The sequence below is a fragment of the Bacteroides sp. LFL-34 genome (genome assembly GCF_027257075.1).
GTDB lineage: Bacteria > Bacteroidota > Bacteroidia > Bacteroidales > Bacteroidaceae > Bacteroides > Bacteroides ovatus.
On record NZ_JAPQKZ010000156.1, the window covers coordinates 1 to 721 of the forward strand.

A 721-nucleotide genomic window follows, 5' to 3' on the forward strand; every position below is an offset into this window, starting at 1 on the left:
GCTAAAATAAAATATTGTCATGGAATACCTCGTGGCAAAAATGATAAAATAGATGCCTGCCGAATAGCAATGTATGCAGAAAGATATAATGATTGCCTACAACCGTATACCGCATCAGAGCTTATAATACAAAAACTCAAAAACTTATCAACAGAACGCAGTATGCTTGTTGCAGATAGGGCTAAATATCAATCCCAGCTAAAAGATCAGGTAGACTATATGGAACACTCAATATATATTGCTAAATGCAATAGAGTTGAAGGGATTATCAATACATTTACGGATTACATAGCACAAATAGACCTTGAAATAAAAGAACTTATAAATCAGGCACCTGTCATTGCTCATCAAATGGATTTACTCATGTCTGTGGATGGAGTTGGGGAACGTGTTGCACTGAAGATGATCATGGAAACAGATGCTTTCACTTCTTTTACTGATCCCAGGAAGTTTTGCTGTCATGCAGGAGTTGTTCCGTTCGTCTATGTGTCAGGAAGTAGCCAACGTTCTAAAAATAGAGTATCTAATAGGGCTGACAAGAGCATCAAGCATTTGCTACATATGGCGGCACTATCTGTTTCACAAGTGAAAAATAGTCCATTGAAGAAATATTATGACAGAAAGGTCGAAGAGGGAAAAAATAAGATGTCGGTTCTGAATGCAGTTAGAGCGAAATTAGTTACGATTATGTTCGCTGTAATTAGGACGGATGCTTTTTTTT

At 37.0% G+C, this 721-nt stretch carries 1 protein-coding gene; it reads left to right on the forward strand.

Features of this window, described 5'->3' with window-relative positions:
- Window positions 1-721, forward strand: a 721-nt coding sequence (locus N5O98_RS27360) for a transposase (protein WP_269496299.1), incomplete at both ends; no start/stop codon positions are given.